At 58.3% G+C, this 7,089-nt stretch carries 6 protein-coding genes; 3 read left to right on the top strand and 3 right to left on the bottom strand.

The features are described from left to right. The 3 genes from EOA60_RS12975 to EOA60_RS12965 all read right to left on the bottom strand — a co-directional run. Positions 1-1,275 (bottom strand): aminotransferase (locus EOA60_RS12975; protein ID WP_128311442.1); only part of this gene is annotated, 1,275 nt, incomplete at its 3' end. A 122-nt stretch (positions 1,276-1,397) separates the two neighbouring features. Further along, a complete protein-coding gene (locus EOA60_RS12970) occupies positions 1,398-2,759 on the bottom strand; it encodes an ArgE/DapE family deacylase (protein WP_127335806.1) in 1,362 nt (453 codons plus the stop codon). Between the two features lie 366 nt (positions 2,760-3,125). Next, positions 3,126-3,542, bottom strand: a complete 417-nt coding sequence (locus EOA60_RS12965; protein ID WP_127335807.1) for an Lrp/AsnC family transcriptional regulator — start codon at positions 3,540-3,542, stop codon at positions 3,126-3,128. 250 nt (positions 3,543-3,792) lie between these two features. Here EOA60_RS12965 and EOA60_RS12960 point away from each other — a divergent pair, with 250 nt between their 5' ends. From EOA60_RS12960 to EOA60_RS12950, 3 genes are all read left to right on the top strand, one after another. Next, positions 3,793-5,049 carry a sarcosine oxidase subunit beta family protein gene (locus tag EOA60_RS12960; protein WP_127335808.1) on the top strand — a complete coding sequence of 419 codons (1,257 nt, stop codon included), beginning with the start codon at positions 3,793-3,795 and terminating at the stop codon, positions 5,047-5,049. Between the two features lie 9 nt (positions 5,050-5,058). Next, on the top strand, positions 5,059-5,325 hold the full coding sequence (locus EOA60_RS12955; RefSeq protein WP_127335809.1) for a sarcosine oxidase subunit delta: 267 nt from the start codon (positions 5,059-5,061) through the stop codon (positions 5,323-5,325). Positions 5,326-5,579: 254 nt separating this feature from the next. Next, positions 5,580-7,089, top strand: a 1,510-nt coding sequence (locus EOA60_RS12950) for an FAD-dependent oxidoreductase (protein ID WP_245502552.1), incomplete at its 3' end; no start/stop codon positions are given.

Here is a 7,089-nt window from a genome sequence, read left to right as displayed (position 1 = left end):
ATGCGGCATGGCACGGGCGATGAGGCCGCGCTCACGCGCCGCCTTGGAGACGCGGGCGCCCACCTTCAGCGTTGGATCAAAACGCTTGCGGTTGTCGCGATCGGCGACGAACTCGATGGCACCCATGAGACCGACGCCCCGGACCTCACCGACGATCGGCAACTGCGCGAACTTCTCCCGGAGCTGAGCCTGGAAGTAGGCGCCGACCTCGCGGGCATTGCCGGGCAGGTCTTCCTTTTCGACGATGTCGAGCACCGCATTGGCAGCGGCCGCGCCGATCGGGTGGCCGGAATAGGTATAGCCGTGTGAGAAGGCGCCGACCTTGTCGGCCCCATCTTCAAGCACCTTATAGACCTTCTCGCCAACGATCGAAGCGGAGAGCGGGAAGTAGGCGGAGGTCAGGCCCTTGGCGACGGTGATCAGATCGGGTTCGATGCCATAGTGCTGCGAGCCGAACATGGAGCCGGTACGGCCAAACCCGGTGATCACTTCGTCGGCGATCAGAAGCACGTCGTGCTTCTTGAGTACCGGCTGAATTGCTTCCCAATAGCCTTCCGGTGGTGGCGTAATACCTCCCGTGCCGAGCACCGGCTCCGCGATGAAGGCGCCGACTTTGTCCGGCCCCAGCCGTTGGATCAGCTGATCGAGTTCCTCGGCCCGCCGTGCTGAGAATTCGCGCGCGGTCTCACCTGGGTTAGCACCCCAGTAATGATGCGGAACGCCGGTGTGCTCGATCTGCGGCAACGGCAAATCCATGTGGTCGTGGTAAAAGCTCATGCCGGTCATCGAGCCGGAGACGACGCTGCAGCCGTGATAGCCGCGCTCGCGCGAGATGATCTTCTTTTTCGTCGGCTTGCCGCGCAGGTTGTTGTAATACCAGACGAGCTTGGCCTGGGTCTCGTTCGCGTCCGAGCCGGACATGCCGTAAAACACCTTGCTCATCCTGCCCGGCGCCATCTGCACCAAACGATAGGACAGGATCGCAAGCTCATCGGTCGTGTGCGCTGCGTAGGAATGGTAGTAGGCAAGCCGATACGCCTGGCGGGAAATCGCCTCGGCGACCTCGGTGCGACCATAACCGACGTTGACACAATAGAGGCCGGCGAAACCATCGATCAGTTCGTTGCCGTGCGCGTCCTGAATGCGGATGCCCTTCCCCGTCTCCACGATCGTCGGGTCGCCGAGCTTGCCGCTGGCAAAGTCCTTGAGTTGTGTGAAAGGGTGAAGGACAGAGTTATGGTCCTTTTCGCTAATGTCCTTGATGTTGATCGTCATAAGACCTGCCTTTCGCTGCCGCATCTGCGGCGAGAAATCTGGATGGTGACCGAACCCTGCTTGGATGGGAAAGCGCGGAACATCAGGGACCTTTCGCTCCGACGTATGCTGTCGGTAGAAGGCTATGCCTGCTCGGCCGCGACCTCTATTCCACACCAAGAAGCGGCAAACAAAGCGATGGCCTTGGTCACACGCAACAGCGACGATAGACTCACGCGCTCATCAACGGCATGAATGTGCTCGGCAACCGGTCCGTAGACAAGGCTGGTCATGTTGCCGTGTAGGGTGAAGACTGCAGCGTCGAGGTAGCAAGGCATCACAAAGCGCTGAAGTTCCCGTTGGGAACTTTCAGCCAGGGAATGCGCTCGGGCCAGAAGCGCTTCCGCTTCGCCTCCTGGCGTAAGAACATATCCGCCCTGCTTCACGCCCACCCATTCGATCTCTGGCGCGGGACATCCTTTCAACTGCGGGTCGCTCGAAAATGCCTGTCTGAGGAACCTCTCAAACCTGGAGGCTCGCGCCTCTGCCACCTCGCCGGGGTAGAAGCCGATCCGGCCTTCAAATCGACATTCGCTTGGCACGGAGGCAAGCCACTCGCCTCCCGATATGGTGCCGATCGTCAAAGCTATCGGGTTGTCAACGCCAGCGAAATCGGGCTGGGATATGGGTCTCTCCGCGATCCACTCTTGCTCGAGCTGGCGGAGACGCTCGATAGTGCGAATAGCTATATCGATCGCGCTCCTACCCGCCGCAACCTCGAAGGGGTGAGCGGGAACCCCCCGGACTGTGACAGCAAATTTCAAGACCCCGGTATTCGCGCTGACAAGCTTCTCGTTTGTAGGCTCCGAAATCAGAACTGCATCGGCGTGGAAACCCTCGGCTAGGACCATTGCCGCTCCATTGCCCGTGGTCTCTTCTTCAATCACTGACTGAAACTGAACTGGACCTTTCAGTTTATAGCCCGCGGCCGACAGCGCATCGAGCGCGAACAGGTTTGCAGTCAGGCCAGCCTTCATATCGCCCGCGCCGCGGCCATAAAGCCAGTCCCCGTCGCGAGTGGCCGAGAACGGCTCATATTTCCAACGGCCGCTTGTGCCGACCGGCACAACATCAACATGTGCGTTGAGCGCTAAAGACCTACCGCCTTCGCGCGGCGTCCGCTTCAAGCCTACAACAACGGTCGAATTTTTGAGGGCAAAGCTCGTCGGTGAGAAAGCCGGATCTTTGCCGATACGATCGGAATCGATCGCGAACCTTTGCACGTCATAGCCACGTTTTTGGAGCGCGTCGGATACTATCCTTTGAACGCCTGCTTCCATGCCTCGCAGAGAGGGGGTACGGACCAACTGCGCCAAAAACTCGACCTGCTCATTGAAGCGGCCTTCAACTGCCTTGATGATCTGGTCGATATCCGAGGGCGTCAAAGGAGAGTTGTCGAGTGCAATACCACCAGCGGGATGCGGCACAGAACTTCGTTCGTTCACGATTGCTCTCCTGACGTCTCTAATACGATGTATCTCTACCCTGTGCGCAGCGTAAAGCTAACGTCTGCTATCGACATGACATATTTTTTGCACTTATTGCTAGGGCGACTTTGGCAATTTGATACCTTCGCGGCGAAACGGGCGTTTCAGAAGCGTGATGTTGTTCGTGGCGGCGGATGTGGGCGCAGGCCCGCGCCTAAAGAGCCCCTTGTTTCGCCGGCAAGCACCAACAAAGTGTAGGGATAGACGTACACCTATGGACCCGGAATCGCGCCGCGCCGGCGATTCGACCGGTGTTACTGCCCGGCGACAAGCCTAGATGTCAGGCAGACCGTGACGGATAACTACCGAAGGATGCGAATAACGTTATACTGCCCCAAGCAAGATACTGGTCTCTGTTGAGGCAACTCCGTCAATGCTGCGTACTTCTCGAAGTGCACGGTCGAGATCGGAAAGGCCTTCGGCGCGGAGTTCTGCGATGTAATCCCAGACCCCATTGGTCGTATAAAGAGACACAACTTCAGGAATTCCGTTGAGCGCCTTGATGAGCGCCGCGGGTTTCTTGCTAGTGGTCCTTACCCCCATCACCGCGCGCAAAACCGTCTCGTCCAGTTCTTGTCGAGTGCGCACCGTGAACCCGCGCACTGCACCGGAAGATATCAACCGATCTAGACGCTTCTGGATCGTGCCTCTCGAAACCTGCAGTTTCGCAGCAAGGACTGCAACTGGCATTCGCCCATCCAGGCGCAGAAGCGCAATTAGTCGCCTATCGAAATCGTCCATTGCTCCACCTCTCGCATTCTGCTCGTTTTGATATCGCAATCTGCAACCAAATCCTAGCAATTCGTGAGCAAATCGGTGCTTTACGCCAGTCATGGCGCCGAAGTAGAGTCTCGAAGGTCAACCCTGCGGAAAACCGATCTTTCACTACAGACGTAATTCACTCACTGAAGATGTCGGTAAAGCTCCGAGGGTGGGGGTAGGCGGGATTTGCTCCCGGCAGGGTACCGAGTCCGACTGTGCGGGGAATTGCATGAGTCACTATTCCGCCTTCTCCATTCTCCGCAATGGCTTATCTGGCAACAAACACTGGTCGCGTGCTTGGCGCGATCCGGCGCCGAAGCCAGCTTACGAGGTTATCATCGTGGGTGGTGGCGGTCATGGCCTTGCCACCGCCTACTACCTCGCCAAAGAGCATGGAATACGAAACGTCGCCGTCCTCGAGAAGGGTTGGCTCGGGGGCGGCAACACGGGTCGCAACACGACTATTGTTCGTTCAAATTACATGATGCCCGGCAACACCATGTTCTATGAGCGATCGATGCAGCTTTGGGAAAATCTAAGCCAAGAGCTAAACTACAACGTAATGATGTCGCGGCGCGGTTATTACTACTTGTTCCATTCGCCGGGGCAGGGGGATACGGCACGTCGACGCACCAACATCATGCGTGCGAACGGCATCGACGCCGAACTTTTCGATCGCCCAGAGGTCATGAAGCGACTTCCGTACCTCGATTACTCTGAGAGCGCGCGCTTTCCCATATACGGAGCAGCATACCAGGGGCGCGCCGGCACCGCCCGCCATGACGCAGTTGCCTGGGGCTACGCACGCGCGGCTGACAAACAGGGGATCGATCTCATCCAGCAGTGTGAAGTGACCGGCTACCTGTGGGACGATGGACAGATAGTTGGAGTCGAGACAAGCCGTGGCCCGATCCGCGCAAGCAAGGTAGCGCTCGCGGTTGCTGGCCATACTAGCCATCTGGCAGCCAAAGCAGGGCTTCGCCTGCCGATAGAGACTCACGTCCTGCAGGCATTTGTCACCGAACCGCTGAAGCCTCTCGTTGATCACGTGATAGTTTTCGGGGCGGAGCACTTTTACATCAGCCAGTCTGATAAGGGCGGGCTTGTGCTAGGCGGCGATCTTGATGGGTTCAACTCCTATGCTCAGCGCGGTGGACTCCCAATCGTCGAGCATACGCTTCAAAGCGCGAAGGCATTGATGCCTTCTCTCTCGCGGCTAAGGCTGCTGCGGCATTGGGCGGGTGCCATGGATATGACAATGGATGGCTCTCCCATCATCGGCAAAATGCCCGTCGACGGACTTTGGCTGAACGGCGGCTGGTGCTACGGCGGTTTCAAGGCGACACCTGCATCCGGATTTTGCTTCGCTTGGACCATTGCAAGAGGAGAACCGCATCCGGACAGCGCAGAATTCACGCTGAAGCGCTTCGAGCGCGGTTACCAGATCGATGAAACGGGCGCCGGCCCGCATCCAAAGGCGCATTGAGGTTCAACCATGCTTAGAATTCATTGCCCGGTTTGCGGGCTGCGGGATGAAACCGAGTTCACCTACGGCGAGGATGCAACTCTTCGCCGCCCTGATATGGAGGAAACTGATCCCAAGATATGGCACGACTACGTTTTTATCCGCGAGAACCCTCGCGGTCTGCACAAGGAATACTGGCATCACGTCGCGGGGTGCAGACAATGGATTCGGGTTGAACGCGATACGCTGACCCACGAAATCCTTGGTTCTATCTTGGCTCGCGAGGTGGCGGTATGACAGCGCGGCGGCTCCCGACCGGCGGGCGGATTGATCGGTCTAGCGAGGTCACCGTTCAATTCGACGGTCGAACTTTCCGCGCACATCCCGGCGATACTTTAGCCTCGGCTTTGCTTGCTGGCGGCCAGCGGGTTATAGCCCGCAGTTTTAAATATCACCGGTCACGCGGTCTAATTGCAGCGGGTGTCGAGGAGACTAACGCTCTCGTTCACCTTCGAGATGGTAATCGGCATGAGCCAAACGCACAGGCGACGATGGTGGAAGTCTTCGACGGCTTGGCGTCGACGCCTCAGAACGCCTGGCCGAGTCTCCAATTCGATATTGGAGCTGTTACCGGGATTATGTCTCGCTTCTTCGGGGCAGGCTTCTACTACAAGACCTTTGTGGGCCCTTTCAGCGGTACAAAATTCTGGATGTTCTGCGAGGCATTAATCAGAAAGGCGGCCGGCATGGGCCGGGCGTCGACGCTTCCAGATCCGGACCACTATGAAAAAGTCAATGCGTTCTGCGACGTTCTAATCGTCGGTGCAGGTCCTGCCGGAATTGCCGCTGCCCTCTCAGCCGGCCGCAAGGGCGACAACGTCATCCTAGTAGAACAGGACCGCGGCCTGGGCGGATCGCTTCTTAGTGAGCCGGCCGGTGCGCCCTCCGACGACTGGCTTGGCCAGGCACATGCCGAACTTAACGATCTTCCCAACGTTCGTGTTTTGACGCGTACGACTGCGTTCGGTGCCTACGACTGTGAGGTCTTCGGCCTCGTGGAGCGGGTGCAGGATCATGTATTCGCGCCTGCGTTGGGAAAGCCGCGGCAGCGCTATTGGATCGTGCGAACCAATCGGGTGGTCCTAGCGACCGGTGCGATCGAACGCCCGATGATTTTCGCCGGCAATGACGTGCCGGGCGTCATGCTCACCTCAGGCGTGCGTAGTTACCTGAACCGATATGCTGTGCTCGCAGGCGAGCGGATCGTCGTGGCAACTAACAATGACAGCGCCTACACGACCGCTATCGAACTCGCAAACGCAGGTGCCAAGGTAACAATCTGCGACTTACGCCGCGAAATCCCAGCTCAGCTCGGCGAGATCGCGGAGAGCGTCGGAATTGACCTGCGGCCCGGACATGCAGTCCTAAAAGCGGTGGGAGGCAAAGGCGTAAAAGCAGCACTTATTGCTCCCGTTACCCCAGAAGGCAAGGCAACCGGCAAAAGCGCACGGATCGCTTGTGATCTTGTCGCCGCATCCGGTGGCTGGGTACCAACGCTGCACCTTTGGAGCCAGCGCTTTGGAAAGCCCTTATATGCGAAGGAGCTGGACGCGTTTCTGCCACCGGCGGAGAAGGGCGCTTTCACATGCGTCGGCTCGCTCATCGGTTCCCCATCGCTCACAGAATCCCTCTCGCAGGGTCATAGAGCTGGTGGAGGCACGGGGAAAGAAACCGCGTTATTTGGCCGCGCGGATTTCTGGGGTCGCAATCTTATGCCGGTCGCCGTTATCACCGAGGCAGATGGCAGCACTCCGGGCAACGCGTTTGTGGACTTTCAACACGACGTGAAGCTCGCCGATATTGATCAGGCCCATCTTGAGGGATACGTCGCTGTCGAACATCTCAAGCGTTACACGACCTCCGGCATGGCTGCCGACCAAGGCAAGACTTCGAACCTCAACGCGCTTGCCCGCATGGCCGAATTGCGCGGTCTTACGATCCCCTCTGTCGGTACCACCACATTCCGCCCGCCCTATACCCCAGTGACGGTCGGCGCCATTG

Origin of the sequence: Mesorhizobium sp. M1A.F.Ca.IN.020.06.1.1 (assembly GCF_004023265.1) — a bacterium.
GTDB lineage: Bacteria > Pseudomonadota > Alphaproteobacteria > Rhizobiales > Rhizobiaceae > Mesorhizobium.
Note: the sequence above shows the minus strand (reverse complement) of the source record. Positions and strands in the feature narration are given on the sequence as shown.